Consider the following 25,964-nt stretch of genomic DNA (forward strand, 5'->3'; position numbering starts at 1 on the left):
AGGTGAATGAGTGCCTTGGGGGGTTCGGTTGTGTGGCTGCACAACCGGTCCCCATTTTTTGTGCAGCGGCACAGAAAATGGCCTCATCACGCTGGGATCACGAGTTTGGACATTGACGCTCGAAGAAATGCCATGACACCGTTCTGACTCGTAGTCGGCGGCCTCGTGGCCTGCCGAAGTCACGACGTTCACTCAGGACGGGAATCCACAGTGGGGCTACTCGACTGGCTGGAAGCACCGGACGAATCACACGGGATCAGGCTTGCCGTTCCCGGCGGCGGGTGGCGGTTCCACTCCTACGCCGGACTCGCCACGGACGTCCGGCGCCTGGCGGCGTTCCTGCGGGACCGGGGTGTCCCGGCGGGCACGCCCGTGTCATTGATGTTGTCGAACCCCCTCGACTTCGCGGCCGGATTCGCGGGCTGCCTGCTGGCCGGTCTCACCCCGTCACCGATCGCCACGCCGCTCACGTTCGGCGGCCGGGCCCAGTACGCCGAGCATGTCGCCGGCGTGCTCCGGATCGCACGCCCGTCGCTCGTCCTCGCCGACGGCGAGCTGTACGACGCCGCGGCCGAAGCGGCACTGGCCGTTGGGCTCGCGGACGCCCTCGTACGGCTGCCCGAGCCGCCGGACCTCCCCGAGCCCGGAAACTCCGGCGGCCCCGGTCACCCGCGTCACCCCGGTCGCACTGGTCGCGCCGGTGGTGCGGCCGGCTCGCGGCCGGATATCGCGCTGCTGCAGTTCACCTCGGGGTCGAGTGGCCGGCCCAAGGGTGTGCGCGTCACCTGGGACAACCTCGACGACAACATCACCGCGTTGCGCACGTGGTCGCAGTGGGGGCCCGGTGACTCGTTCGCCAGCTGGCTGCCGCTCTACCACGACATGGGGCTCATCGGCGGGCTGCTCACCCCGCTCGTCTCGCAAGCCGACCTGTGGCTGATGACCCCGGACCAGTTCATCCGTTCCCCGCTGCGCTGGCTGGAGTGCTTCGGATCGCTCGGCGCCACGATGACGACGGCGCCTACGTTCGGCTACGCCTACGCTCACCGCCGCGTCCGTGAGCAGGAGATCGCGGAGATGGACTTCTCCGGCTGGCGGGTGGCGATCTGCGGGGCCGAACGGGTCGACGCCGCCGAGCTCGCCGAGTTCACCGCGCTGCTGCGGCCGCGCGGGTTCCGCAGCGAGGCACTGATGCCCGCGTACGGCCTCGCCGAAGGAACGCTCGGGGTGACCGGCGTCAAGCCGGGCGTGAGCTCGCCGGTCGTCCGGCTCGACGAGCGGGCGCTGACCCCGGGAGAGCCGGTCCGGGTGGCCGAGACCGCGATCCTCGGCGTCGACCGGGTCAAGGGCGCGGGCTGGCTCACCGCCTGCGGGCCCGAGATGCGGCAGGTACGGGTGCAGATCGTCGACGAGGACGGCACGCGCGTTCCGGAGGGCTCGTTCGGTGAGATCCAGATCGGCGGATCCTCCGTGGCCGCGGGTTACGCCACCGTCGACGGGACCATCGACTTCGACAAGGACGGCTGGACCACCGGCGACTCCGGCTTCCAGCTGGACGGTCACCTCTACGTCGTGGGCCGGATCGGCGACAGCCTCAAGGTGCGGGGCCGCCGCGTCCACGCCGAGGACCTGGAGGCCGAGCTCGCCCGGGTCGACGGGATCAGCGCCGGCCGGTGCGCCGTGGTGTTCGGCTCCCACCACGCCGTGGACGTCGCGGCGGCCGTCGTCGAGAGCTCCAGCGACAGCTGGGTGGAGGACACGGTGGCGCGGTTGCGCGCCGCCACCTCCGACTCGGTGGCCATCGCGGTCTTCAAGGGGCGCCGCGGGATCATCCCGCGCACCTCCAGCGGCAAGACGCGGCGGAGATTTCTGTGGAACGCGCTGCGGATCGGCACGTCGGGGGCCGAGCCCGTGTACGTCGCCGCCGACGCCGAGGGCCGCGCCGACCTGCCCTGGGACGTCACCACTCCCGTGCCGCAAGAGGAGACCGCGTCATGACCGTGACGACAGAGACCACAGGGACTACGACAGAGACCACAGAGACCACAGAGACCACGGAGACGACGGCGTCCACGTCGGCCGCTGTCGATCCCGCAGACCGCATCACCGCGCACCATCCCACCTGCTTCGGCTGCGGCGGCGGCAACGAGCGCGGCCTGGCCATCCGGCCTGCCTGGAAGGGCGAGGAGATGCGCTTCGAGCACACCCCGCCGCCGACCGCCGAGGGCGGCCCGGGCATCACCCACGGCGGCTACATGTCGGCCCTGGCTGACGAGGTCATGTCGATGGTCGCCGCCGAGCAGGTGGGCGGGCCCGTCATGACCCGGCGGATGCAGGCCGACTACCAGGCGCCCGCGCTCGTGGGGATCCCGCTGACCGTCCGTTCCTGGGTGGACGAAGTGCGGCGCCGGTCGGTCGTCGTCCGGCTGGAGGTGACCCCCCGTTCCTCGGAACAGGGCGACGTGGCGCAGCCCTGCTTCGAGGCGCGCGGGGTCTTCCTCGAAGTGCCGCGCGAGCTCTGGGTCAAGGCGATGGAGGCGCGCAAGCGTGGCCCCGACACCATCGACTGGAGCAAGGGCGACCCCTCGGCGTTCATGCGCTGGCAGATGAACGGCGGGCTCCAGGAGATCTTCCAGCCGGGGCGCCTCACCGCCCCGCTGCGCGTGGCCGTGCGCTTCGCGGACGCGCGACCCGCCGACTGGCTCGTCGAGGCCGACGACCGGGAACTCCGGACCACTCCGCTGAACGGCGACAAGGAGAGCGACAAGGCCGGCGACAAGGCGGGTGACAAGGACGGCGACGGGACCGGCGATCAGCCCGGCGGCTGGGACGCCCGGTTCCACGGCACCTTCCAGCAATGGCAGCGGCTGATCCGCGGCAAGGCGCCGCTCGCCGAGCTGCTCACCCGGCCCGGAACCCGGGTCGAGGGCAGGCCGGAGGCGCTGACCGAGCTGGCCGTCGCCCTGGACTACAGGAGGTTCGCATGAGCACCACGACCATTGAGATCACCGACGCGGCCGACGCCGAGGACGCTTCGCTGCCCGCCCTGCCGACCTCGCGCGAGCTCTACGGCCGCTGGGAGAAACAGCAGTGGGCCGTGGCCGACGTGAAGGTCGCGCGAGACGCCCCTGTCTGGCAGGAGATGCGGCCGTTCATCCGGCAGGAGCTGCTCGCCGCGCTCGCGGAGCTGGAGGTCGGCGAGGTCTGCGTCGTGCAGACGCTGAGCTCCCTGGTCGACCACGCGCCGAACGAGGACGACCGCATCTACCTGGCCACGCAGCTCGCCGACGAAGGCCGGCACGTGCGGTTCTTCCAGGACTACCTCAGCGACGCCGCCGGGATCGACATGGACGATGCCGACGACGGCAAGGCACTGGAGGCCGCCGCCTCGTACGGCAACCTCTTCGAGCCGACCCTGCGGCGCTCGACGGCCCGGGTGCGCGAGCCCGGCGAAGGCGGCACCACCGCGTGGTACCAGGCGCTCGTCCAGTACCACCTGATCACCGAGGGCGTGCTCGCGGCGACCGCGCTGCGCACGATGCGGACGCTGGCGAGGCGGGCCAAGCTCCCGGCGCTGACCGAGGGCCTCACCAACGTCACCCGTGACGAGACCCGGCACGTGACGTACGGCCTGATCGCCGCCCGGCACGGGGTGACCGCCGGGCACCGCGACACCATCGCCGAGACCTATCTCGCGGGCACGCAGCTCGCGGCCCGGGTGATGGTGGCGCCCGAGACCCGCGCCGTCACCCCCCTGCTGCGGATCGCGCTGCGCAGCCGTGCGGCACAGCTCACCGGGCAGTGGGACATGGCCCGCGACCGGATGTTGCGCCAGCTCGCCGTGATCGGGCTGCCCGAGCTCCGCGCCGAGGCCGCGCAGACCTGGCAGACCGGCTGCGACCAGGCGATGGACGAATACCGCGAGCGCTGGGACACCGAACACCCCGTCCGCCGCGCCGCCGCGGCCTGATCCTTCCCGTCCACATCCGACCATCCGCATCCGCATCCGATGGATTCAACGGCTGAACAGACCAATGAGAGAGGCGTACATGGAGACCACGGAGACGACCGAAGACCTGGGACGGCGCGTGCGGGACCTCATCGGCCGCATGTCCCCGCTGGGCGAGCGGACCGCCGCGTCCCACCACGACGTGATGAACGACCTGGGCTACGACTCGGTGGCCATCGTGGAGCTCGCGCTCGTGCTGGAGACCGAGTTCGAGCTGCAGCCGATCGACGACGAGCAGGCCTTCGACGTCGTCACGGTCGGCGACGTCGAACAACTCGTGCGACGGCTGTCCGGCGCCGGTGCCTGATCTGGATCTGGGAGGGGGCGCCATGCGGCTCGACACGTCCCGTACGGCCTCGTCCGGAGTGAAGGTCGCGACTCCGGCCGGCACCGGAGGCTGGCTGGGGGCGCTCGCGCGGCTCTTCACCATCCCCGCGGAGTACCGCGAGGAGGTCGTGAGCCGTGAGGGCGCACTGGAGATGTTGCGGTGCGGCGACGGCGTGCTCGACGCCCTCATCGCGGCGGGCCTGCCCTGCGGCGGCCCGTCCGGCGCCGAGCTGTTCGACCGGTACGACCTGTTCAACCTCTCGCTGGCGTCCGGCTCGGGGGCCTCGGTGCCCGAACGGAGCATCGAGTTCGCGCTGCGCTGGATGAACGGGGAACCGGACTCCTGGTTCCAGCCCCTGGAGTGGCGGTTCTCGGTCGAGCTGGAGTGCCCCCGCCTGGAAGGGTGCGGCGACGATCCCGCATGGCGGCTGGCCACGCCGCGGCCGGAGGAGTTCGGCGGCGAGGTGCTGATGCTGGAGACCTCGCCCGGTGAGGCCGAGCGCGGCCCGGACTGGATCACGGCGCGCGGCTCGACCGGGCTCGGCGTGCGCGGGCGGCTGCGGACCCGGGGGCGGCCCGGCACACTGCGGTCCCCGGTCATCCGCCAGATCGTCGAGGACTTCATGGCGGCGGAACGGCGCTGGGCGCGGATGCCCGAGGCGCTGCAGTGCGAGGACGAGCGGGTCCTCGCGCACGGCGTCGCGCCGTGCATCTCGGCGAGCCTGCACCTGGAACGGCTCTTCCGCGCGGCGGGGTTCGAGTCGGTCACCCGGCGCGGCTGGATCCTCGGCATGCTCGACCTGGCGCACGCCTGGGTCGAGGTGGTCGACGAGGACGGCGTGCGCAAGCCGATCGACCCGATCTTCGTGTTGTTGTCGGGCTACGCGCGCACTCCGCATCCGCGGTTCGCCGAGATCTGCCGGGGATCGCAGCTGAACCGGCTGCTGCCGACCGGCCTGCCCGCCGGATCCCGGCTGGCGTACCACAGCTGCGGCGGGGACGAGCACGTCCCCACGCGGCGGACCGTGATCCGCAGGGCCGCCGACACCGTGCCCGGCGCGGTGCCCGGCACCGTGTCCGGCACCCAGGCCACCGGCCGCCCTACTTCCTGACCTCCAGAGGAGCGGAGATGTCACCGGACCTTGCCACCGACGAGCGGTTCAAGACCGTGCTCGACCGGTTGGTCACCATGTCCCAGCGGGACTACTACGACCCCTACACGCTGTTCGACTGGCCCGAGTCGCTTCCCGAGGACGCCTGGTGGATGTCCCCGGAGCTACTGAGCCTGCACAACACCGCGTACGGGAAGACGCTGACGGAGAAGCAGCTGCGCGCCGTCAGCCGTTGGGAGAGCCTCAACTTCTACAGCCTGAACGTGCACGGCATCCGCGAGCTGCTCACCGAGATGATCGCGCGGATCCACACCGACGAGTTCGCCCTCCCGTCGGAGTACTTCCACCACGTCATCGGCGAAGAGAACGAGCACATGTGGTTCTTCGCCAAGTTCTGCCTGAACTACGGGCGCATCTACCCCAACCGGGCCATGGCCTTCGCGGGGCCCGGCATCCCGGAGGCCGACCACTTCCTGGTCTTCTCGCGGCTGCTGATCTTCGAGGAGATCGTGGACGTGTTCAACCAGAGGATGGGCGTGGACGACCGGCTGCATCCCACGATCCAGCAGGTCAACCAGGTCCACCACCAGGACGAGTCACGGCACATCGCGTTCGGCAGGCAGGCCGTCGCGCTGCTGCACGCACGGCTCCGAGACACCCTCGGCCAGGGCGAACTGGCCGAGCTGGAGCGCTACCTCAAGCAGTACATGCGGTCTTCGGTCGACTCGATGGTCAGCCCCGCGGTCTACCGCGACGCCGGGCTGCCCGAGCCGTACCAGGTCCGCCGCGCGGTGCTCGCCGACCCCGCCCACGAGGACTACACCCGCACGGTCCTGCGGCGCTCGGTGAGCTTCATGGTGAACGAGAAGATCTTCTCCGACGACAGGATCCCACCGGCATGCCCGAACTGACCAACGAGCCGGCCACCGCGACTCCCGCGACCCCCGCGACTCACGCGCCTGCGGACGCGGCCGGCATCGCCTTCATCGTCGACTACCTGCTGACCAAGCGTCCCGACCTGGACTCCATCGATCCCGACCTGGATCTGATCGAGAGCCGCGTGCTCGACTCCCTCGGCTTCGTGAACTTCCTGTACGCGCTGGAGGAGCACACCGGCCGCGAGATCAGCCTCGACCAGGTCAGCCCCGAAGACTTCCGCACCGTCAACCGGATCGCCAAGAGGTTCCTCCATGACGTCATCGACGACTGAGGTCCGTACAGCCTGGGACTCCGGGTTGAAGGTCCAGGACGGCTTGGCCACGCTTGGGCCGGACGCACTGGCGCTGCGGTCAGCGCTGGACGCCCGCTTCGCGGCGTGGGGCGAGGCCGGGGGAGCGCGCGCCATGGCGTACCCGCCGCTCATGACGGCCGCGGACCTCGCCAAGGTCGACTACTTCGCCAACTTCCCGCACCTCGGGATGCTGGCGGGCGGGCTGAGCCGCGAGGCCATCGAGGCGGGATATCCCGGTGAGGTGCCCGTGGACTCGGTGCCGGGCGGGCGGCTGGCGGCGGCGGTCCACGTACTGCCGCCGGCCGCCTGCTACGGCATCTACTTCGACTTGGCGGGCGAACGGCTGGACGGCGGGGCGAGGCGGGTCACCACCGTCGCGAACTGCTTCCGCCGCGAAGACCACTTCGACGGGCTCAGGCGGCTGCGCGGCTTCACCATGCGGGAGATCGTGTGCGTGGGCGACCGCGACAGCGTGCTGGCCCACCTGGAGCACTTCAAGCAGATGTTGCTCGATCATGTCGCCGCCCTTGGGCTGCCTCTGGAAGTCGAGGCGGCGACGGACCCGTTCTTCGACCCGAACGGGGCGCGCGCCCTGTCGCAGAAGCTCTTCCCGGTCAAGGAGGAGTTCGTCTACGGCGGATCCCTCGCGATCGCCTCGGTCAACTTCCACCGCAACTTCTTCGGTGAGCGCTGCGACATCAGCACCGGCGACGGCGAGCCTGCGTACACCGGCTGCGTCGCGTTCGGCCTCGAACGCTGGCTGAGCGCGCTCGGCGACCACTTCGGCGAAGACCCGGCCGCCCTGCTCCAAAGGATCAACAGTGTCGAATGAGAAGCTGTCTGACAAGGGTTACGTCCTGTCCAACGCCGACGAGGGCGAACGCCGACGACTGGAGGCCATCGAGGCGGCATACGACCCGCGCACGACCGCCCGGCTGACCCGGCTCGGCGTGGCGCCGGGCGCGCGCGTGCTGCTGCTGGGCGCGGGCGGCGGGAGCGTCGCCCGCTGGGCGGCCGAGGAGGCCGGCCCTACCGGTCAGGTCGTCGCCACCGACGTCGACCCGCGGTTCCTGGAGCCGCTGGCCGAGAAGTATCCGCAACTCGACGTCGTACGGAACGACGCCGTCAACGAGGAACTCCCCGCCGGCCCGTACGACGTTGCCCACGCCCGGCTGCTGCTCGGCCACCTCCCGCAGCGCGAGGACGTGTTGCGCAAGATGGTGGACGTGCTCGTGCCCGGTGGCGCGGTGCTCGTCGAGGACTTCGACTGGGGCTCGTACGGGCCCGCGCTGCCGAACGAGGCGGCCGAGAAGGCCATCGGTGCGGTCTCCGGTTTCCTGCGGGCCGTCGGGTTCGACACCGCGTTCGGACGGCGGCTGCCCACGGTCATGCGGAGCATCGGCCTGCGGGACGTGGACGCCGAGGGGATCGTGCTGTCGCTGCGCGGCGCGACGTTCCCGCTGGAGCCGATGTACCGGCAGACCTTCGACCGTCTGCTGCCGACCCTGATCGAGCAGGGCCATATGACCGCCGGGGAGGCCGAGGCCCTGCACGCCCGGTTCGACGACCCCGAGCACGACATGCTCACGCAGACCCTGATGTCGGTGTGGGGCCACCGCCCCTCTTCTGAGAACGACCACTGAGCGAGGAGAACAGAGTAGATGCGCAGTTCTACGAGGGTTCTGGTGATCGGCGGTGGCCCGGCCGGATCGACGGCCGCCACACTGATCGCCCATCAGGGCTTCGAGGTCACGCTGCTGGAGTCCGCCACCTTTCCCCGCTACCACATCGGCGAGTCGATCCTGCCGTCCGCGCTTCCGGTGCTGGACGTTCTCGGCGTCCGGCAGAAGGTCGAGGAGTACGGCTTCGTGCGCAAGGGCGGCGCCTACTTCGAGTGGGGCCCGGAGAACTGGGAGCTGAACTTCGACCACCTCCAGGGCTCCGACTCCTACAGCTACCAGGTCGTCCGTTCTGAGTTCGACAAGCTGCTGCTCGACCATGCCCGCACGCAGGGCGTGGACGTGCACGAGGGCGTGAGCGTCCGGGAGCTCGTCTTCGACGGGGAGCGGCCGGTCGCCGCCCGCTGGGCCCGCACGAAGGACCGCGACGAGAGCGGGACGGTCTCGTTCGACTTCCTGGTCGACTGCTCCGGCCGCGCCGGCGTGATGGCGACCAAGTACCTGAAGAGCCGCCGCTACCACGAGGTCTTCAAGAACATCGCCACGTGGAGCTACTGGCGTGGGGTCAAGCCGCTCGACAAGGGCCCCGAGGGCGCCATCGCGGTCTGCTCGATCCCGGACGGCTGGTTCTGGGCCATCCCGCTGCACGACGGCACGTACAGCATCGGGCTGGTCAGCAAGGCGAAGGCGTTCGCCGCGAAGCGCGAGGAACTCGGCGGCCTGCAGGGCGTGTACGACGACGGGATCGCCCGCTGCCCGCGGATCAAGGACATGCTGGAGAACGCGGAGCAGGTCGCGGAGATGAAGGCCGAGCAGGACTACTCGTACGTATCGGAGACGTTCGCCGGTCCGGGCTACGTGATGGCGGGCGACGCGGCCTGCTTCCTGGACCCGCTGCTCTCCACGGGGGTGCACCTCGCCACGTTCAGCGGAATGCTCGCCGGGGCCAGCGTCGGCAGCATCCTGCGGGAGGAGTTCACGGAGAAAGAGGCGCTGTCGTTCTACTCGCAGGCCTATCGACAGGCCTACGAGCGCTTGCTCATCCTGGTGTCGTTCTTCTACCGCAGCTTCAGCCGCGAGTCCCAGTTCTTCGAGGCCGACAAGCTCACCCGACGGGAACGCCACATGCTCAACCTGTACGAGTCGTTCCTGTACGTGGTGTCGGGCGTGGAGGACCTGGAGGACGCCAAGGACAGCGCGCTGGACGCCGTGGCGGCACGGCTGCAGGATTCCGGCCAGCTCTTCGCCGGCGAGAACGAGGCGATGGCCGCCATGCCGACCTCCGAACAGAACGCGGTGGGCGGGGTCTATCTCACCTTCGAGCCGCAGCTCGGCTTGCGTCGCCGCAGCGCGGCAGAGGAACTGGTGAGCTGACGTGACCTATGTCATCGCCCAGCCGTGCGTGGGAGTGAAGGACGGTTCGTGCGTGCAGGTGTGCCCGGTGGACTGCATCCATCCGGCGCCGGGGGAGCCGGGCTTCAACGAGAGCCCGCAGCTCTACATCGACCCGCTGGAGTGCATCGACTGCCACTCGTGCGCGCAGGCGTGCCCCGTGGACGCGGCGCTGCCCGAAGAGGACCTGCCCCCGGAGTGGGTGTCGTCCTTGGAGGCCAACGCCGCCTTCTTCACCGAGAAAGGACCACTATGACCAACCCCGAGAGCGTCGTTCCCGCCGCTGGCGACTACTCCAAGGAGGAGGCGGACGAGTACTACCTCACCCCCGCCGAGGCCGACCGTCTCCTCGCCAACGCGAAATGGCGCAGGTTCGCCGTGATGGGGGACAGCCTGGCGGAGGGCCTGGGTGAGGAGTCGCCCGGCTACCGTTCGGTGACGTGGAGCGACCGCACCCGCGACGCGCTGACCCGGCGGGTGCCGGACCTGGCGTTCCTCAACGTCGGGCTGCGCGACCTGATCGCCTCGGAGGTGCGCGAGCAGCAGCTCGACAGGGTGCTGGAGTTCGAGCCGGACCTGGTGGCCCTGGTGGCAGGCGGCAACGACCTGCTCCGCAAGGACTTCGACCCCGCCGACGTCGAGGCGGAGCTCGACCAGATCGTCGGCCCGCTGCGCGGCGCGGGCGCCGACGTCGTCATGTTCGCGCTGATGAACATCTCCGCCGCGATCCCCGAGGTGGCGGCGCTGAAGCCCAACATGGAGCTTCTGAACGCGCGTATCCGGGCGGTCTCGGCCCGGCACGGCGCACTCCTGGTGGACATGTGGAACCACCCGGGCTGCGCGTCCAGGGACATGTTCAGTTCCGACCTGATGCACTCCTCGATGCGCGGCCACGCACTGCTGGGAGCGGAGACCATCCGCCGGCTGGGCGTGTTCCTGGCGCCGGAGTGAAGGAGGCGATCGACAGATGGTGAGCACGAACAGCAGCGGAGCCGCGCCCTCGGTGGTCAGCGGCAACTGGCAGACCAACAAGCGCCTCGCCACGATGTGGGACCGCGGCGTCAAGAGCCGCCCGGTCGCCATGCTCTACGGCGCGGTGGTCTTCGCCACCGACAACCGCAAGATGTACCGGCACATGGCGTCGGCCGTCGCGCTGCCGGAAGGGACGGCCGTGCTGGACATCCCCTCGGGCGGCGGCGTGGTCTTCCTCGGCCTGCGGCCCGGGCGGCCGCTGCGGTACGTGGCGGCCGACATCTCGGAGCTGATGCTTGACCGGGCGCGGGCCGAGGCTCGCCGGCGTCGGCTGGACTTCGTGGAGTTCGAGAAGGCCGACGCCACGGAACTCCCGTTCAAGGACGAGGAGTTCGACGTCGTGGTCTCCTACAGCGGACTCCACTGCGTCCCCGACCCCGAGGCGGCCGTGCGGGAGTGGTCGCGGGTGCTCAAGCCCGGCGGCGCGGTCAAGGGCAGCGTGGTGGTGCGCGGTGCCTCGTTCATCCCCGACCGCTTCATCAACCTGTGGGTGAAGTTGCGGATCCTGGACGTGGTGACCCCGGTGGACGACGTGCGCCGCTGGTTCCGCGACGCGGGCCTGCGGGTCGTCCGTACCGAGACCTCGGGCGCCGTCCTCTACTTCGAACTGGAAAAGCCTAAGGACCGCTAGGCCTTCCTGGATCCGAGGGATGCCTGACGGGCCGGGCGTTCTTCGGGGGACGTGGCGTGTCCCGGGATACCGCTGGTTCGATCACGGGACACGCCACGGGCTCTTCCATGAGCACGAGCTCTTCCATGCGCGGCACACATTACTAGGCCGAACGATCGTACTAATAAGTGGTGGGTGACGGAAAGGCTGCGGACAAGAGGATGCGTTGACTTTATAGAACGACCGTGCATAGAGTTTGGCGCTGTGGATGACGTGTGCACCGAGCTGACGCTGGGCGGCCTCTTTGTGGGGCGACCGGCGCCGCTCGTCGACGGTGAACGGGAAGTGCTCAGCGCGATCCGCAAGGAGCGGGTGGCCGGCGGGCAGGTCGAGCTGTCGGCGACACAGCTGGCCGGCGACCAGCAGGCCGACATGGTGTCGCACGGCGGGTCTGACAAGGCGGTCTACATGTACCCGGCCACGCACTACCCGTTCTGGCGCTCGCTGGGGTACGAGCTGGAGCCGGGCGGCGTGGGGGAGAACGCGTCGGTCACCGGACCGGACGAGCACGAGGTCCGCATCGGGGACGTCTGGGAGTGGGGCGGCACCCTGGTGCAGGTGTCCCAGCCCAGGAGCCCCTGCTTCAAGTTCGGGATGCGACTCGGGCGCAAGCAGGCGGTCGCGCAGATGATCGAGAGCGCCCGGTCCGGTTGGTACCTGCGGGTCCTGCGCACCGGCCCGGTGCCCACCGGCGGCGAACTGCGGCTGGTCGAACGCGACGCCACCGCCCCGACCGTGCGCGAGCTCTTCACCGGTTCGTTCGCACGCGGCGCGGACAACGACCCCGCACGGCTGAGGGAGATGATCGGGACGCCTGCGCTGGCGGAGCAATGGCGGTACGCCATCGAAGGCAAGCTGGCCCGGCTGGAGGCGCGCCGATGACGACGGACGGCCGCCTGGTCCGCGGCGACCACACCCGCAGGCGCATCCTGTCGCGCGCCATGGACATCGCGTCCCTCGAAGGCCTGGAGGCCCTCTCGATCGGACGGCTCGCCACCGAGCTCAAGGTCAGCAAGAGCGGCGTCTTCGCCCACTTCGGCTCCAAGGAGGAACTGCAGCTCGCCGTGATCCGCGCGGCCAAGGCGGTGTTCGCCTCCCGCGTCGTCGAGCCCGCGTTCGCCGAGGCCCCCGGCCGGCGCCGCCTGGAGGCGCTCTGCGACGGCTGGCTCACCTACTCCGAACGCCGCGTCTTTCCCGGCGGCTGCTTCTTCTTCTCCGTCGGCGCCGAGTTCGACGCCCGTCCCGGCCGTGTCCGCGACGTTCTCGCCGACGCCCGCCGCGAGTGGCTGGCGCTGTACGCGCAGACGATCCGCGACGCCCAGCAGCTCGGCGAGCTCGACGACAGCGTCAACCCGGCCCAGCTCGCGTTCGAGCTGGACGCCTTCGCCACCGCCGCCAACTCGGCGGCGCTCCTGCTCGACGACGCGACCGCCTACGCACGCTCACGCTGCGCGATCCGCACAAGGCTGGCCGCGCTGAAAACCTGAACTGAACATGTGAATTGAATACGGAGGTATCCGGGTGACGTCAGATACCGAGACCAAGACCGCCAGCCCCCCGAAGGCCAACCCCGGACTGGTGCTGCTGCTCTGTTCCGGCGCGACGTTCATGGCGTTCCTCGACCTGTCGGTCGTGAACATCGCCTTCGTCGACATCCTGGCCGACTTCCCCGGTACGAAGTCCTCGACCCTCACCTGGGTGGTCAGCGGCTACGCGGTGACGTTCGCCGCGTTCCTGACCCCCGCCGGCCGGCTGGCCGACACCCTGGGCAGGCGCGAGGTCTTCCTCGGCTCCCTCCTCGGCTTCACGATCGCCTCGCTGGCCTGCGGTGCCGCCCCCAACCCCGAGGTGCTCATCGGGGGGCGCGTGGTGCAGGGCGCCTTCGCCGCGGGCATGATCCCGGCGGCGCTGGGCCTGCTCATCCAGCACATCCCGTTCGAAAACCTGATCAAAGCGATCGGCACCTGGTCGGCCGTGGGCGGCTTCTCCGCGGTCGTCGGCCCGATCGTCGGCGGCGTGCTGGTGGACGCGTTCGGCTGGCGGTCGGTCTTCTATGTGAACGGGCCGGTCGGCGTCGTCCTGATCCTCGGCACGTTCTCCGCGCTTCCCCGCATTCACCCGCCCGCCGGGCTCAAGCATCCCGACCTCCTGGGCAGCCTGATCCTCGTCCTCGGCATCGGCGGGGTCGTCGCGGCCCTCACCGAGGGCGAGAACTGGGGCTGGACGGACACCCGCACCCTCGGTCTCCTCATCGGCGGCGTGGTCCTGGGCCTGCTCGCCCTCCTGCGTTCCCGTGGCCACGAGGCCCCCGCCATCGCGACGAAGCTCTGGGCGAGCAGCCGCTTCGCGGTCTGCAACCTGGCCTCCCTGATCTTCGGCATCGCGATGTTCGCCTGGCTCCTCACCGGCCCGCTGCTCACGACCCAGGTCTGGCGCTGGAGCATCATGGAGAGCGCCGGGGCCCTGTCCATCGGCGCCGTCGTCTCGATGTTCGCGTCGGTCATGGCGGGCCGCGTGAGCGACCCTGCCAAACACCGCTGGGTGATCGCCCTCGGCGCGCTGCTCTTCGCCGCCTGCAACGCCCTCATGGCCAGCGACCTCTTCGGTACCGAGCCCCGCTTCTGGGACGCCTGGGTCCCCGCCTCGATCCTCGGCGGCGCGGGCCTCGGCCTGGGTGTCGCGGCCCTCTCCGCAGCCGCCGCCACGGCCCTCCCGCCCCTGCAGTTCGCCGCCGGCGTCGGCATGAACATGACCGCCCGCCAGCTCGGCGGCGCCCTGGGCATCGCCGGCATGGCCGCGATCCTCACCGCCGGTGGCGGCACCCGCGCCATCGACGCCTTCCATGACGTCTATCTCGCCTGCGCGGCCGTGGCCGTCCTCGCCGCGATAGTGGCGGTGGTGCTCCCCGCTCCCGCCACGGCCGAACAGTGATCGAACGGGCCGCGGCCGCACGGCCGCGGCCCGTTCTGTCAGAAGCACCCTGTGTCAGAGCCAATCGGTGCAGGTCCGGAGGCGGGCCAGGGCCTCGGCGGGTCCGAGGGTCTGCAGTGACACGTCGGTCTCACGGGCCCCGACCTGTGTGATCGTTCCGGTGCTGTCGATCGTGCAGGTGGTGCCGTGGGGCCACTCGCCGAACATCAGCCCGACCAGGTTGCCGCGCCGGGCCAGGGGCAGCACCACGTCGTCGTCCTGCCCCGGAGTGGAGATCCAGTACGTGGGGAGGCCGTGACCCCGGGTGGGGCTGAGGTCCGGATTGGCCTGCTCGGCCTCGGCCATGAGCTGGTCGAGTTCGAGGTGCTCGATGGCCTCTTCGAGGAGCTCGCACACGTGGAGCCGGGGAGCCAGGGCCTGGCGGAGGGATTCCTCGAAGTCGCCCTCGAAGAGCCGGTTGAGCTCGTTGCGGGTGATGACGACCTTGGCGCCGCGGGTGACCAGCTCGACCAGCACGGCGCGGACGAAGCCGTTGGCGCCCGGGCCGATCACGCCCAGGCCGGTGGGCTGGGCGAGCCGTTCGGCGGTGCCCAGGGCGGTGGCGGGAGGTTCGGGCTGGCTGGGGGCCGCCAGCGCGAGGGCGGGGACGGGGCGGGTGAGCATCTGGTGGAACGCGAAACCCAGCCCGAGAAGGACGACCGCGACGATGCTGGGGAGCGTGCCTTGCGGCAGGCCGCCTTGCGGCAGGCCCTCTTGCGGCAGACCGCCTTGGGCCGGTGCCGCTACATGAGGGGTGAGACTGGGCGCTGCCGGGATGGTCGTGGTGGGTCGTTTTGGTGGGCGTGTGCTCTTTCTGGGCCGGTGCTTGATCGGCAGGCGCTCGGCGGGGCGTCCGGGTCTCTGGCGGAGCGCCGGGCGTCTGGCGCCTCGCACTGACTTGCGGAGGGCCCGGCCGAGGTTGGGATTTCTGCCGGTGAACTCTTGGCGCAGGTTCCGGCAGAGGGCGGAACGGTCGAGCAGCTCGCGGGCAGGGCCACGGAGATGCACGCAGTCCGCTGCCGCAGCCGGAGCTCCGGCGAGGCAGAAGAGCGTCAGCGCGAGACCAAGGAGCATGCGCCTTCGAAACGTCACAGGTGGCCACCTTCCCCCGATGATGACCTGCTCGTCCGATGTAATCAGTGACCGGGCGACCGGCGGTGAGCCGACACGAAGGCATGGGGAATCCGTGATCACTCCGATACTGAGCGTGTCCATGGCTGACGGGTGTCTTGCCGGTCAACTAAAGTCATCGAGCAGGGGGCGTACGAGGGGACGGCACGTGACACAGGATCGGACGGGGATCTCCCCGGCGGCCACGCTGGCAGAGAAGATCGAATGGCTGATCCAGAACATGTGGCCCGTGGGGGTGCCGCCCGCCCGTAACAACGTCGAGACCGCTGCGGCCATCCACACGGCCACGGGCGAGGACATCTCCTCGACCACGGTCTGGAAGCTGCGCACCGGACGGCAGGACAACCCGCAGTTGCGGACGCTCACGGCCCTGGCCAACTTCTTCGGGGTACCGATCGGTTACTTCGGCTTCCCCGGTGAGGCTGACCCGATCGACGACGATCTGACGTTCAAGGCACTGCGGCGTGAGGTCGCGGTGGGCGTCGTCCGGCCCGAGGTGCTGCGCGCGTTCGTCGACCTGTCGCCGGAGGCGCGCTGGGTCGTGGACGAGATGATCCTCGCTGCGGCACACGCCGATCGGGTGCGGCACAAGAAGGAGCGCGCCGCCGACTGAGGCGCTGCCGAATGACGCGCCGCGGGATGACGTGCTGCCGGTGACGCAGCGCGGGATGACGACGGCGGGCCCTTGTCAGCAGAGGGCATCGTGGACCCGGCCGGCATGACGGGCCGCCTGCAGGCAGGCGACCCGGTCGGCCGGGTCCACGGCGCGTGAGGTGGCGACGACCAGTGCCTGGGTGACCAGCAGGGAGAACGCCGCGAGCGACTCGGTGGGCTCGGCTTCCTCGAGACGCCGGAGGGACGGGGCACGGGAGAGCGCCCACCAGGCGTCGCTCGCCTCGTTCAGCGCGGTGGCGTGGGCGGGGGACCGTTCGGCGAGGGCCGAGGTGGCGCGTTCGACGAGTTCGAGGCCGGCGAACGCGGCGGCGAGCAGTGTGGGCAGGTCGCAGGCCGAACGGATCCGGCCTGCGGCGTACGCGAAGTGCTCCTGCATGTGGTCCCCCGGTTTATCTAAGATGCCAGTGGACCTAGTCTGTCTACATCGAGCGATAGACGTCAATCATGGTTGCTCGCGTGTCGCCCACGTTGATGAAAGTTGAGCTCGGACGAGAGCCGGAGCGACCAACGTCGCTCCGGCCCTTCCAGGGGCTTCATTACGCGCGGGCGTCCTGGAAACGGGGTGCGCGCATGTTGACCAGGCTGTCGAGCTTGTGGATCCGCTCGTCATGGCCGATCTGGCGGAGCAGGCCGGCGACGGAGTCGTAGCGGCCGTACTCGTCGGCGTACGTCGTGGGCGCGGGGCGGTGCTCCAGCTCGGGGTGCTCGGCGACGAAGCTCATGTACTCGTGCTCGGCGTGGTCCTCGAAGTCGGCGTTGAGGCGGTAGCTCAGCTCGGGCTTCACCAGGAACAGCAGCCAGGACACGTGGTAGTAGAAGAACGCGACCAGCCACGGCGCGACCCGGTGCAGCAGGAACGACTGCTTGTGGCCGTCGCGCTGCACGAGGTCCTGCAGGATCAGCAGGTGCCACTGCTCGTTGTCCTGCTCCTCGCGGGTCTCCTCGATCCGCTCGTACACCCGCTTGGCGAGCGCGGACCGGCGGCGGTGCCGGGAGAGCGAGTGGTAGCCCATGCGCTCCCAGGCCTGGTACGGAACGCGGGCGATGAACTCCAGCATCGCGAACTTCACGAGCGTGCGCTCGCGTCCGTACACCAGGTCCATCTGCTTGAAGAGCATCCGCGCGAGCAGCCCGTAGCGCAGCCGCGGCGCTTCGAGCGTCTCGATCTGCGCTGCGCGCAGCTCCCAGGAGGAGAGTTTGGGCGGGCCGCCGTGGGGCTTGGTGTACGTTTCGGCGGCGTGCGTTCCGGTGGCGGTCGTTCCGGCGGTGGGGACGGTGGCGAGCGTCATCGTTCTGTCCGTTCGTCGAGGCCTTGTTCGATCTGCCTCGATGTTCTGGGGACGGAACGTGGCGTCGCGTCGGCCCGGGAGAGGCACTTGGCGTACCCCTGGAGAGAGCCACGCGGACGTGCCCTTACGACCCTCGGCGTAGTGGATCACCTCTACGGGCGCAGGAGGCCGTTCGCCTTCGCGAGGTCGAGAGCCGCCTGCGACGCGGGGGCGAGCAGGTCACGGTGCTCGTGACCGACGTACCGGAACTCGTCGACCTCACCGGCCGGAACGATGTCGCCGTCGTAGTCGGCCGTGAAGCACACCATCCGCACGTACTCGTATTCCGGCTGGTCATGCGCGGGTGCCCGCACGACCCCCAGCCGCCGGAACGTGGCCGGGGCGAGCTCGACCGTCAGTTCCTCGCGGACCTCCCGCGACAGCGCCGACCAGTCGTCCTCGCCCGGTTCGCGCTTGCCGCCCGGGAGGTAGAGAAGGTCCCGGCCGCGTGATCGCACGGTCAGCATCCGGCCTTCGGCGGCGTACACCCAGGCGACGACATCGAGCTCCACGCGATCGCTACTCGTCCCCGTAGCGGCGGGCGGAGGCGTCTTCCTGGGCGAGCCGGTGAAGTGCGGTGAGCACCTGCTCGTACAGCACGGTGGACACCAGCATGGAGTGCACCGTGCGGCTGCGCGGTGCGTCGCCGGTGACGCGGTCGATCTCGTGCTCGGCCACGGTGACGGCGGCCTTCACGTAGGGGCGCAGATCGGTGAGCGTGATCGGGAAGCCGAGCCGGCGCAGCGCCACGAAGGTCTGGGCGAGCAGGTTGCGCGCGGGCGCCTTGTCCGCAACACGCCAGCCGAGTTCGCGGATCAGTGCGTCGACGTCCTCCCGGGCGGCCCGCCAGTGCGGGTCGTCGGGCGGGAGCACATGCGGGCCGATGGCGTGCTGCGTCGTGCCGAACAGCTCGTGCATGCCCACTTTTTCGTCGTCCACCGCGGTGAGGATGCGTTTGATCGCGGCGACCGGCAGATCGCCGACCTCGCGCAGCGCCCGGATGAGCCGGAGCCGTTCGAGGTGGCGTTCGTCGTACTCCGAGCGGGTAGTACTGGCGGCGGCACCCTTCGGCAACAGTTCCTCCCGGATGTAGAACTTGATCGTCTGAACAGTGAGGCCGCTGCGGTCGCTGAGCTCTGAGATCTGCACGACGCACCCCCTTGGTTGGATACCAACACTATCCAGGAGACGCCATTGGATACCTTTGCTATCCAATCAGAGGGTGCTTTTCCGCCTACAGTGAGTCAACTTCGAGACGTAGATCGGTGATCGAGCGGCCCACCCGGAGGCGGCACGGAGCGGACAGCCGTTCGTCCAGCGGCACCCGGACGGTCGTGCGCTCGCCCGGGCCGGCGTCCACGACGGCGAAGCCTGCAAGGCCCACTGGACGGGATCCGTCCGCCACATCACGACGGGATCCGTCCGCCACATAACACTGCACGACCTCGCGGCCGAGCCGGTCGCCCGTATTGCGTACAGTCACCTCGGCTGTGCGGCCGGAGGCCGACACCGACTCGTATTCCCATGTGGTGTAGCCGAGGCCATGTCCGAACGGGTACGCCACATCTGCCGAGTCGTAGTGCCGGTAACCGATCGCCGTCCCCTCTATATAGGCGAGCACACCGTCCACCGGATGCGGCGACAGGATGTTGTCCTCGCTGGCAGGGAACGTCGTGGGGAGCCGCCCGCCCGGTTCGGCCGCGCCAATGAGGACGTCGGCGAGAGCGTCACCGCCCTCCTGGCCGGGCAACCACACCCACAGCACGGCCGCGACCTCATCGCGCCACGGCATGAGCACCGGGGCTCCTGCGTTCACCACCACGACCGTACGGGGATTCGCAGCGGCCACGGCCGACACCAGTTCGTCCTGGCGTCCGGGGAGCGCCAGCGTCGAACGGTCGAAGCCCTCGCTCTCCACGCCGTCGTTCGTGCCGACGACCACCACGGCCACGTCGGCCTCACGCGCGGCGGCGACGGCGGCTGCGAATTCCTCGTCCTCGGGCAGGTGCGGCGCGTGGTGGCCGATCGTGAACGAGCCGCCGAACAGGCCGTGCGCCAGCGTGTGGGCCACCTCTACGGTGACGCGCTGCCCGGCCGCGAGCTCGATCTCCACACGATGCTCCGGCGGGCGCATCAAGCCCTCGACCAGGTCGCCGCCGGCGAGCGACAGCGCGACGGTCTCGGCGTGGTCGCCGATCTGGAGGTCGTACGAGCCGACACCGGCAACCGAGAAGGTGTGCACGCCGGCCTCGGCGGCCGTGACGGTTGCTCGCGCGATGATCCGCTTCGTCCTCTCGGGCAGGCTCCCGAAGAAGACATAGTGTGCGGCGCGCCGGTTCTCGGAGTGGAGGAGCGCGCCGCCGTCGTCGAGATAGTCCAGCCGGATCCCGGGCTCACCGGTCTCCGGGTCGGCCGTCATGCCGACCGGCAGCTCCGCGAGCCGCTCGTGCGGGAAGACGCCCGGGTGCACGTCGATCTCCGTGCCGTCGCCGAGCACGCGGCGCAGACCCTCGTACGGCGTGACGACATGCACAGGGCTGACGTGCGCGCTGCCGCCGCCCTGGGCGCTGAAGCGCACCGCGTTCGGCCCGAGCAGCGCCACCTTGCGCGGCGCGTCCAGCGGAAGCACCCCGTCGTTCGCCAGCAGGACGCACGCGCGGGCGGCGAACTCGCGGAGCTGGTCGCGCGCGTCGTCCGGAGTCGAGGCCGGGGCGGGTGCCGGAACGCCGTCGAGCGCGCCCACCCGGGCGGCCAGCCGCAGGATCCGCAGCACCTTGTCGTCGATGAGCTCCTCGGCGACCTTCCCGTCCCGGACGGCGGCGGCGAGCCTGACGCCCCACGGACTCTGCGGCAGGCCCGGCATCTCCAGGTCCATGCCGGCGTTCGCGCTCTCCTCCGTCGAACGGATCGCGGTCCAGTCCGACACCACGACGCCGTCGAAGCCCCACGTCTCCTTGAGGAGGCCGGTGAGGAGCGGCTTGTTCTCGGTCATGGTGGCGCCGTTCACCTGGTTGTACGCGGCCATCACCGCCCACGCGCCCGCCTTGACCGTTTCCTCGAACGGGCGCAGGTACAGCGCGGCCAGCGTCGCGTCGTCCACCCGCGCGTCGTACGACATGCGGTCGGTCTCGGAGTCGTTGCCGACGAAGTGCTTGACCGTCGCCGCCACGCCCGCCGACTGCACGCCCGTCACGAAGGCGGCGCCGATCTGCGCGGTGAGCAGCGGGTCCTCGGAGTAGTTCTCGAAATGCCGGCCGCCCATCGGCGTGCGATGCAGGTTGATCGTGGGCGCGAGCTGGACGTGCACCCCCTTGTCGCGTGCCTGCGCCCCGTTCAGCCGGCCGGTCCGCTCCGCCAGCCCGGTGTCCCAGGTCGCGGCCAGCGAGGTCGGGCTCGGAAACAGCAGGCTGGGCTCGCGCTCGTCCCAGGCGGTGCCGCGTACGCCACTCGGGCCGTCCGACATCACCACGGGCCTCAGCCCGATCTTCTCGATCGGCCGCAGCGTCCAGAAGCCGGCACCGGTCAGCAGGCCGACCTTCTCTTCCAGGGTGAGTCGCTCCAGCCGCTCGCGCAGGTCGGCTTCGTCGATGCCTAGAGAAGGGCCCATGGAAGGCTCCTCGGGGTCAGTTGCTGGTGCGGCGCATGGACTCGGAGATCTTTTCGGCGGCCGCCATGACCGGGCCCGCGTGCAGGCGGCCGGGGGAGCGGGTCAGGCGTTCCAGGGGTCCGGACACCGAGACGGCGGCGATCACACGCCCGCCCGCACCCCGTATCGGGGCCGAGACCGAGCCGACGCCCTGCTCGCGTTCGCCCACGCTCTGGGCCCAGCCGCGGCGGCGGACCGAAGCCAGCGTGGTGGCCTCGAACTTGGCGCCGCGCAGGCCGCGGTGGAGGCGGTCGGGCTCCTCCCAGGCCAGCAGGATCTGGGCGGCGGAGCCCGCGGTCATGGGAAGCGCGGCGCCGACCGGGATCGTGTCGCGCAGGCCGCTCGTGCGTTCGGCGGAGGCCACGCACACGCGGACGTCGCCCTGGCGGCGGAAGAGCGAGGCGCTCTCCCCGGTGAGATCGCGGAGCTGGGCCAAGATCGGCTGGGCGATGGCCAGCAGGCGGTCCTCGCCTGCCGCCACGGCCAGCTCTGCCAGGCGCGGCCCAAGGATGAAACGGCCTTGCGTGTCACGGTGAACGAGGCGGTGGTGCTCCAGCGCGACGGCGAGCCGGTGGGCGGTCGGGCGTGCCAGTCCGGTGGTCTGAACGAGCTGCGCCAGCGAGGCCGGACCGGCCTCCAGGGCGTTCAAGACGAGAACCGCTTTGTCAAGTACGCCGACTCCGCTAGAGTTGTCCATGTCTTGATATTGCCGTCTCGTAATTTGAGATGCAAGTCGGGTGGACCGGAGCCGGCGCATCGGCGCGCCGGACGATCACACAGGTGAGGTGGAGCGATGGGCCGCACATTGGCCGACAAGGTGTACGACGCGCACGTCGTGCGACGTGCCGAGGGCGAACCGGATCTCCTCTACATCGATCTTCACCTGGTGCACGAGGTGACCAGTCCGCAGGCGTTCGACGGCCTGCGCATGGCCGACCGCAAGGTCCGCCGGCCGGATCTGACGATCGCCACGGAGGACCACAACGTCCCGACGACCGACCTGCTCAAGCCGATCGCCGACCCGGTGTCGCGCACCCAGGTCGAGACGCTGCGCAAGAACGCCGCCGAGTTCGGCATCCGCCTGCATCCGATGGGCGACGACGGCCAGGGCATCGTGCACGTCATCGGCCCGCAGCTGGGCCTGACCCAGCCGGGCATGACGGTGGTGTGCGGTGACTCGCACACCTCCACGCACGGCGCGTTCGGCGCGCTGGCCCACGGCATCGGCACCAGCGAGGTCGAGCACGTGCTGGCCACCCAGACGTTGCCGCAGGTCAAGCCCAAGATGATGGCCGTCACGGTGAACGGCTCGCTGCCCGCGGGCGTGACCGCCAAGGACCTGATCCTGGCGATCATCGCCGAGATCGGCACCGGCGGCGGCCAGGGCCACATCATCGAGTACCGCGGCCAGGCCGTCCGCGAGCTGTCGATGGAAGGCCGCATGACGGTCTGCAACATGTCGATCGAGGCGGGTGCCCGCGCCGGCATGATCGCCCCGGACGAGACCACGTTCGAGTACCTCAAGGGCCGCCCGAACGCCCCCTCGGGGGTGGCGGGGCGTAGCCATGGGGGCGAAACACAGCGTGAGGACTGGGACACGGCCGTCGAGTACTGGAAGTCGCTGCGCACCGACGACGACGCCGTCTTCGACAAGGAGGTCGTCATCGACGCCTCCACGCTGGCCCCGTTCGTGACCTGGGGAACCAACCCCGGCCAGGGCCTGCCGCTGACCGAGTCCGTGCCCGACCCCGCCGCGTTCGACGACCTCGCCGACCGGCAGGCCGCCGAGCGCGCCCTGGAGTACATGGGCCTCACCGCGGGCACGCCGCTGCGCGAGGTCAAGGTCGACACGGTGTTCGTCGGCTCCTGCACCAACGGCCGCATCGAGGACCTTCGGGCCGTGGCGGGCGTGCTGCAGGGCCGCAAGGTCGCCGACAGCGTCCGCATGCTGGTCGTGCCCGGCTCGATGAAGGTCAAGAAGCAGGCCGAGGAGGAGGGCCTGAACGAGGTCATCTCCGCCGCCGGAGCCGAGTGGCGCGAGGCGGGCTGCTCGATGTGCCTGGCCATGAACCCCGACAAGCTCACCCCGGGCGAACGCAGCGCCTCGACGTCCAACCGCAACTTCGAGGGCCGTCAGGGCCCCGGCGGCCGTACCCACCTGGTGTCACCCGCTGTCGCCGCCGCCACCGCCGTCACTGGCCGCTTGACCGCGCCCGCCGACCTCGCGAGCGAAGCGAGTGAGGTCGGCGTTGCCCCTGCCGGGGGGTCTGGGGGGTCGTCCCCCCAGAACGAAATCGACCTCTAAGGATCACGAGAACGATGGAAGCGTTCACCACGCATACCGGGCGCGCCGTGCCGCTGCGCCGCAGCAACGTCGACACCGACCAGATCATCCCGGCCGTCTGGCTCAAGCAGGTCAGCCGCACCGGCTTCGATCAGGGGCTCTTCTCGGCCTGGCGCGAGGACCCGGACTTCGTCCTGAACCAGCCGCAGTACGAGGGCGCCAGCATCCTGGTCGCCGGGCAGGACTTCGGCACCGGATCGTCCCGCGAGCACGCCGTCTGGGCGTTGCAGCAGTACGGCTTCCGGGTCGTCATCGCGCCGCGCTTCGGCGACATCTTCCGCAACAACTCCACGAAGATGGGGTTGCTGCCGGTGATCCTGCCCGCCGAGACCGTCGAGGCCCTCCAGGCCCAGGCCGAGCAGGACCCCAAGGCGGAGATCACCGTGGACCTCGGCGAGCGCCAAGTGCGGGGCACGACGGCACAGGGCGGCGATATCGTGGCCTCGTTCGAGATCGACGACTACACCCGCTGGCGGCTCATGGAGGGCCTGGACGACATCGGCCTCACCCTCCGCCACGCCGACGACATCACCGAGTTCGAGTCCCAGCGCATCCCCTGGATGCCGACCACGGTCTGACTCGGTCTGACTCCCAGGGCCACCCCGGGTTAACGAGCATGTCTCCGCACAGAGGACAATCTCCTCTGTGCGGAGACATGCTCGACTGTTGTGGGGGCCCTCATGAGTGTGCGTCCGTGGACCGGACCCAAGTGGGACGATCCGGCTCTGACCGACCTCGCGCACCGGCTGCGCGAGGCGCACCGGCTCGTCGCCCCGCTGCCGCAGACCACCCGGCGGCGGCTCATCCGGCACCTCCTGGCGATCACCGACCTGGCCAAACGGGACCCGGAACTGGCTGCCCGGCGGCTGGAGACGTTCCTCGTCGATTTCCGCGGGACGCCCCACGGGGGATAGCGTGCACGTGGCCGGATTCGGTTCGGCGCCCGGCGAGACAGGGCGAAAACGACAAAAACGTCAGCGACACGGCAACTCTTGCTGTCTGGTGATTGTGCCGATGCCGTGACTCCCTTAGTTTCGTTCGGGCAAGGGGGGGAACTAGAGGAGTAACCCATGAACAAGCGTGAGCTGGTCGACGCCATCTCTGACCGGCTGGGCAGCAAGAAGGCCGCAGCCGAGGCCGTCGACGCGATTCTGGAGGCGATCCAGACCGCCGTCGCCAAGGGCGACAAGGTTGCGATCACCGGATTCGGTTCGTTCGAGAAGGCCGACCGGCCTGCCCGCACGGCCCGCAACCCCGCAACAGGCAAGACCATCGAGGTTCCCGCGACGTCCGTGCCCAAATTCAAGGCGGGCTCCGATTTCAAGAACCTGGTGGCGGGCAAGCAGTAAGACGCACCCGCAGCGCCCGAGCCGTTAACCAAACGGCCGGGCGCTGCCGCGTTCTCCGGGCCCGGCAGTGATCAGCGCCGAGAAGATCAGCGCAGTGGAGCGGGACGGGTGACGATCAGCGCCCGGGGAGCGGGAAGGTGGAGAGGGTGATCACCGACACCCGGTGGGTGTCGTCGAGGGCCAGGTTGACGCGCTGGCCAAAGCGGAGCATCCGCAGACCCCCCGCGTCGAAGGCGGCGGCCTCGAAGGGCAGCTCGGTGCCGTCGTCGAGGAGCACGCTGCCCGAGCGCGTGCCGGCGTCGTAGGTGCGCACGGTGCCCTGCATGCGAGCACCCTATCCCGGGGCAGTCCGCATGGAGTCGCCGAGAACGGGCAGCCGCGCGGCCACCGCGGTGGTCCGGGGGCCGGCGCCGAGCTTCAAGGCGATCTTGAGGTCGTCGAGGGTGTCCACATCGCGGCGCACGCTGTCGATGTCGTCCAGCAGCAGCTCACCGGCCCCCCGTGCGCGGTGGGCGGCACGGGAGTCGCCGCCGAAGGAAGGGGAGAACGGCACGCCCGGGCGGGCGGCGTAGAGCGTGGTGCCGACCCCCGCCGCATCCGGTACGAACGCGGCGGGGACCTGGGCGGCGGCGTCCAGCACCCGGGCCAGCTCGCCGGGACGCAGAGCGGGCAGATCCGCGGAAATCGCCCCCACGCCCGTGTGAGGCGCGATCGCGCGGGAACGCTGCGCCCCGTGGACCAAGGCCGGATTCAGTCCGGCGTCGGGTTCGTCGGGCACCACCGTGGCGCCCAGGGCGGCCAGCTCGGCGGCCGGGACGGGATCGTCGGTGACGACAATCACACTCTGTACGCGGTCGCAACGCAGCGCGGCGGCCACGGTGTCGGCCGCGACGGCGAGCGCGAGGGCCTCCCGGTGCGGGCCTGCGGCTGCGGACAGGCGGGTTTTGGCGCGGGCCAGGACCTTCACCGGCACGATGAGCGACCACTGAAGTCGAGGCGCACTGGACTCTGCTGTAGACATGGCAACTCGACACTATGCGCACGCAACCGCGACACTTGAGGACACCCC

At 70.1% G+C, this 25,964-nt stretch carries 30 protein-coding genes; 21 read left to right on the plus strand and 9 right to left on the minus strand.

Going from position 1 to position 25,964, the window contains the following annotated elements; all coding sequences use genetic code 11:
* Positions 1–210 precede the first annotated feature (210 nt).
* The 16 genes from ACH34W_RS33765 (at position 211) to ACH34W_RS33840 (ending at position 14,383) form a co-directional block, all read left to right on the plus strand.
* Complete coding sequence (locus ACH34W_RS33765) at positions 211–1,998, plus strand: AMP-binding protein (RefSeq protein WP_395965201.1); 1,788 nt, start codon at positions 211–213, stop codon at positions 1,996–1,998.
* The gene (locus ACH34W_RS33770) at positions 1,995–2,987 is read left to right on the plus strand and encodes a PaaI family thioesterase (protein ID WP_395965202.1); all 993 of its coding nucleotides are present in this window, start codon (positions 1,995–1,997) and stop codon (positions 2,985–2,987) included. The genes ACH34W_RS33765 and ACH34W_RS33770 overlap by 4 nt, the downstream gene beginning before the upstream one ends.
* Positions 2,984–3,970: a ribonucleotide-diphosphate reductase subunit beta gene (locus ACH34W_RS33775; RefSeq protein ID WP_395965203.1), complete on the plus strand. Its 987-nt coding sequence runs from the start codon at positions 2,984–2,986 to the stop codon at positions 3,968–3,970. Before ACH34W_RS33770 ends, ACH34W_RS33775 begins: the two co-directional genes overlap by 4 nt.
* Before the next feature lie 79 nt (positions 3,971–4,049).
* On the plus strand, positions 4,050–4,316 hold the full coding sequence (locus ACH34W_RS33780) for an acyl carrier protein (RefSeq protein ID WP_395965204.1): 267 nt from the start codon (positions 4,050–4,052) through the stop codon (positions 4,314–4,316).
* A 22-nt stretch (positions 4,317–4,338) separates the two neighbouring features.
* Positions 4,339–5,448 (plus strand): hypothetical protein, encoded by a 1,110-nt coding sequence (locus tag ACH34W_RS33785; protein WP_395965205.1) that lies wholly within the window; start codon positions 4,339–4,341, stop codon positions 5,446–5,448.
* Positions 5,449–5,465: 17 nt separating this feature from the next.
* Complete coding sequence (locus ACH34W_RS33790) at positions 5,466–6,359, plus strand: diiron oxygenase (protein WP_395965206.1); 894 nt, start codon at positions 5,466–5,468, stop codon at positions 6,357–6,359.
* A complete protein-coding gene (locus tag ACH34W_RS33795) occupies positions 6,347–6,658 on the plus strand; it encodes an acyl carrier protein (RefSeq protein WP_395965207.1) in 312 nt (103 codons plus the stop codon). Before ACH34W_RS33790 ends, ACH34W_RS33795 begins: the two co-directional genes overlap by 13 nt.
* Positions 6,639–7,511, plus strand: coding sequence for a hypothetical protein (locus ACH34W_RS33800; RefSeq protein ID WP_395965208.1), 873 nt, complete (start codon positions 6,639–6,641; stop codon positions 7,509–7,511). The genes ACH34W_RS33795 and ACH34W_RS33800 overlap by 20 nt, the downstream gene beginning before the upstream one ends.
* A complete protein-coding gene (locus ACH34W_RS33805; protein ID WP_395965209.1) occupies positions 7,501–8,322 on the plus strand; it encodes a class I SAM-dependent methyltransferase in 822 nt (273 codons plus the stop codon). Before ACH34W_RS33800 ends, ACH34W_RS33805 begins: the two co-directional genes overlap by 11 nt.
* Positions 8,323–8,340: 18 nt before the next feature.
* Positions 8,341–9,732 carry an NAD(P)/FAD-dependent oxidoreductase gene (locus ACH34W_RS33810; RefSeq protein ID WP_395965210.1) on the plus strand — a complete coding sequence of 464 codons (1,392 nt, stop codon included), beginning with the start codon at positions 8,341–8,343 and terminating at the stop codon, positions 9,730–9,732.
* Between the two features lies 1 nt (position 9,733).
* Complete coding sequence (locus ACH34W_RS33815) at positions 9,734–10,006, plus strand: indolepyruvate ferredoxin oxidoreductase subunit alpha (RefSeq protein WP_395965211.1); 273 nt, start codon at positions 9,734–9,736, stop codon at positions 10,004–10,006.
* Complete coding sequence (locus ACH34W_RS33820) at positions 10,003–10,701, plus strand: SGNH/GDSL hydrolase family protein (protein WP_395965212.1); 699 nt, start codon at positions 10,003–10,005, stop codon at positions 10,699–10,701. The genes ACH34W_RS33815 and ACH34W_RS33820 overlap by 4 nt, the downstream gene beginning before the upstream one ends.
* A gap of 16 nt (positions 10,702–10,717) precedes the next feature.
* Positions 10,718–11,413, plus strand: coding sequence for a class I SAM-dependent methyltransferase (locus ACH34W_RS33825; protein WP_395965213.1), 696 nt, complete (start codon positions 10,718–10,720; stop codon positions 11,411–11,413).
* A gap of 243 nt (positions 11,414–11,656) precedes the next feature.
* A complete protein-coding gene (locus tag ACH34W_RS33830) occupies positions 11,657–12,334 on the plus strand; it encodes an MOSC domain-containing protein (RefSeq protein ID WP_395965214.1) in 678 nt (225 codons plus the stop codon).
* A complete protein-coding gene (locus ACH34W_RS33835) occupies positions 12,331–12,939 on the plus strand; it encodes a TetR/AcrR family transcriptional regulator (protein WP_395965215.1) in 609 nt (202 codons plus the stop codon). Before ACH34W_RS33830 ends, ACH34W_RS33835 begins: the two co-directional genes overlap by 4 nt.
* A 34-nt stretch (positions 12,940–12,973) precedes the next feature.
* Positions 12,974–14,383 (plus strand): MFS transporter, encoded by a 1,410-nt coding sequence (locus tag ACH34W_RS33840; RefSeq protein WP_395965216.1) that lies wholly within the window; start codon positions 12,974–12,976, stop codon positions 14,381–14,383.
* A 54-nt stretch (positions 14,384–14,437) separates the two neighbouring features.
* Here the strand turns inward: ACH34W_RS33840 and ACH34W_RS33845 are convergent, their stop codons facing one another.
* Positions 14,438–15,514 (minus strand): hypothetical protein, encoded by a 1,077-nt coding sequence (locus ACH34W_RS33845; protein WP_395965217.1) that lies wholly within the window; start codon positions 15,512–15,514, stop codon positions 14,438–14,440.
* A gap of 187 nt (positions 15,515–15,701) precedes the next feature.
* On the opposite strand from ACH34W_RS33845, the gene ACH34W_RS33850 reads away from it, so the two are divergent.
* Positions 15,702–16,166, plus strand: a complete 465-nt coding sequence (locus ACH34W_RS33850) for a hypothetical protein (RefSeq protein WP_395965218.1) — start codon at positions 15,702–15,704, stop codon at positions 16,164–16,166.
* A 75-nt stretch (positions 16,167–16,241) separates the two neighbouring features.
* Here ACH34W_RS33850 and ACH34W_RS33855 read toward each other — a convergent pair whose 3' ends face one another.
* The 6 genes from ACH34W_RS33855 to ACH34W_RS33880 form a co-directional block, all read right to left on the minus strand.
* The gene (locus tag ACH34W_RS33855; protein WP_395965219.1) at positions 16,242–16,604 is read right to left on the minus strand and encodes a hypothetical protein; all 363 of its coding nucleotides are present in this window, start codon (positions 16,602–16,604) and stop codon (positions 16,242–16,244) included.
* Positions 16,605–16,764: 160 nt separating this feature from the next.
* The gene (locus ACH34W_RS33860) at positions 16,765–17,517 is read right to left on the minus strand and encodes an alternative oxidase (RefSeq protein WP_395965220.1); all 753 of its coding nucleotides are present in this window, start codon (positions 17,515–17,517) and stop codon (positions 16,765–16,767) included.
* Positions 17,518–17,669: 152 nt separating this feature from the next.
* Positions 17,670–18,068 (minus strand): NUDIX domain-containing protein, encoded by a 399-nt coding sequence (locus ACH34W_RS33865; protein ID WP_395965221.1) that lies wholly within the window; start codon positions 18,066–18,068, stop codon positions 17,670–17,672.
* 7 nt (positions 18,069–18,075) lie between these two features.
* Entirely contained in the window at positions 18,076–18,705 is a 630-nt protein-coding gene (locus tag ACH34W_RS33870; RefSeq protein WP_395965222.1) for a MerR family transcriptional regulator, read from the minus strand.
* Positions 18,706–18,790: 85 nt separating this feature from the next.
* Entirely contained in the window at positions 18,791–21,163 is a 2,373-nt protein-coding gene (locus tag ACH34W_RS33875) for a glycoside hydrolase family 3 C-terminal domain-containing protein (protein WP_395965223.1), read from the minus strand.
* A gap of 16 nt (positions 21,164–21,179) precedes the next feature.
* Positions 21,180–21,899: an IclR family transcriptional regulator gene (locus ACH34W_RS33880; RefSeq protein ID WP_395965224.1), complete on the minus strand. Its 720-nt coding sequence runs from the start codon at positions 21,897–21,899 to the stop codon at positions 21,180–21,182.
* A 96-nt stretch (positions 21,900–21,995) separates the two neighbouring features.
* Between ACH34W_RS33880 and leuC the strand changes: the two genes are divergently transcribed.
* From leuC to ACH34W_RS33900, 4 genes are all read left to right on the plus strand, one after another.
* Complete coding sequence (gene leuC, locus ACH34W_RS33885) at positions 21,996–23,507, plus strand: 3-isopropylmalate dehydratase large subunit (protein ID WP_395965225.1); 1,512 nt, start codon at positions 21,996–21,998, stop codon at positions 23,505–23,507.
* A 14-nt stretch (positions 23,508–23,521) separates the two neighbouring features.
* Positions 23,522–24,124, plus strand: a complete 603-nt coding sequence (leuD, locus tag ACH34W_RS33890) for a 3-isopropylmalate dehydratase small subunit (protein ID WP_395965226.1) — start codon at positions 23,522–23,524, stop codon at positions 24,122–24,124.
* Positions 24,125–24,226: 102 nt separating this feature from the next.
* Positions 24,227–24,460, plus strand: coding sequence for a hypothetical protein (locus ACH34W_RS33895; RefSeq protein WP_395965227.1), 234 nt, complete (start codon positions 24,227–24,229; stop codon positions 24,458–24,460).
* Between the two features lie 156 nt (positions 24,461–24,616).
* Positions 24,617–24,895: an HU family DNA-binding protein gene (locus tag ACH34W_RS33900; RefSeq protein ID WP_395965228.1), complete on the plus strand. Its 279-nt coding sequence runs from the start codon at positions 24,617–24,619 to the stop codon at positions 24,893–24,895.
* Positions 24,896–25,010: 115 nt separating this feature from the next.
* Here ACH34W_RS33900 and ACH34W_RS33905 read toward each other — a convergent pair whose 3' ends face one another.
* Both ACH34W_RS33905 and cofC read right to left on the minus strand, forming a co-directional pair.
* Positions 25,011–25,220: a hypothetical protein gene (locus tag ACH34W_RS33905; RefSeq protein ID WP_395965229.1), complete on the minus strand. Its 210-nt coding sequence runs from the start codon at positions 25,218–25,220 to the stop codon at positions 25,011–25,013.
* 9 nt (positions 25,221–25,229) lie between these two features.
* A complete protein-coding gene (gene cofC, locus ACH34W_RS33910) occupies positions 25,230–25,916 on the minus strand; it encodes a 2-phospho-L-lactate guanylyltransferase (RefSeq protein ID WP_395965230.1) in 687 nt (228 codons plus the stop codon).
* Positions 25,917–25,964: the final 48 nt, after the last annotated feature.

It is taken from the genome of Actinomadura sp. 6N118 (assembly GCF_044326415.1).
Classification (GTDB): Bacteria; Actinomycetota; Actinomycetes; order Streptosporangiales; family Streptosporangiaceae; genus Spirillospora.